Annotated in this window: 1 protein-coding gene; it reads right to left on the bottom strand. The window is 73.6% G+C overall.

What is annotated here, in order from left to right; genetic code table 11:
• The coding region (locus GA0115240_RS05060) for an LLM class flavin-dependent oxidoreductase (RefSeq protein ID WP_093735445.1) at window positions 1-1,074 on the bottom strand (1,074 nt) is incomplete at its 3' end.
• Window positions 1,075-1,232: the final 158 nt, after the last annotated feature.

Genomic DNA, 1,232 nt, shown 5'->3' with positions numbered 1-1,232 from the left:
TGCCGCCCCGGCCAGTGCCGACTCGTCCGTCTGCTCCCGGACCAGCCGGATCAGCGAGCCGTAGTCGCGGGCGTCGGCCAGCGGGCTGAAGCCGCGGATCAGCAGGGTGGACACGCCCAAGTGGACGTAGTCCAGCAGGGATTCGGCGACCTGTTCGTAACTGCCGACCAGGGCGGTGGAGTTGCCGGCGGCTCCGGTGGCCTTGGCGACCGCGGTCCACAGGCGCTTGTCGTGCACATCGCCCTCGGCGGCGTAGGCCAGCAGCCGGCGGGAGCCCTCCTGGGCGCTGTGGTCCAGGCGGAAGGACCGGCGCAGTTCGCCGGAGTGCTCCTTGGTCAGCCGCAGGATGTCCTCGGCCCGCCGCCACGCCTCGGCCTCGGTGGCCGCCGGGATCGGGCGCAGGCTGACGCTGAACCGCGGGTCGCGGCCGTAGGGCGCCGCGGCCTGCCGGACCTGGCGGATCCGCTCGGCGATCCCGGCCAGCGGCTCGCCCCAGAAGGCGTACACATCGGCGTGCCGTCCGCCGACCCGGATGGCGTCCTGCGAGGCGCCGCCGAAGTACACCGGGATCGGCCGGGCCGGGCGGACCGAGGACCAGCCGCCGCGCACGGTGTAGAACTCGCCGTCGAAGTCGAAGGGTTCGGTGCGGTCCCACTCGCTGCGCAGCACCTGGAGGAACTCGTCGGTGCGGCGGTAGCGGGTCGGCTTGTCGCTGATGTCGCCGTCGCGGGCCTGGTCGGCGTCGTCGCCGCCGGTGATCACGTGCAGCGCGATCCGGCCGGGGTGGAAGGCGTCCAGCGTCGCGTACTTGCGGGCGGTCTGGGTCGGCGCGACGAAGCCGGGCCGGTGGGCCAGCAGCACGCCGAGCCGGGTGGTGCGGTTGAGCACCTGGTCGGCCACGGTGAAGCCGTCCGGGCTCGCCGAGGAGTGCGCGACCAGCACCCGGTCGAAGCCGGATCCCTCGTGGGCCAGGGCCAGTTCGGTCAGATAGGCGGGGTCGACGACCGGTCCTGGGGTCGTCCCGGTCTCGCTGTGGGCCTGGGTGCCGGCGATGCCGATGAACTCGATGGGCACGGTTTCTCCCGGGAGGGTCGGTTGACGTCGTTCGTGGGCTTCGGTGCGGAGCGTGCTCAGCCGGTCGCCGGGTGGTGGCAGGCCGCCGAGCGCTCGCCCGGGTGCGGGGAACTGGCGGGCTGGATACGGCAGTCGGCGTCGGCGAGCGGGCAGCGGTG

It is taken from the genome of Streptomyces sp. DvalAA-14, from assembly GCF_900091855.1.
GTDB lineage: Bacteria > Actinomycetota > Actinomycetes > Streptomycetales > Streptomycetaceae > Actinacidiphila.
Note: the sequence above shows the minus strand (reverse complement) of the source record. Positions and strands in the feature narration are given on the sequence as shown.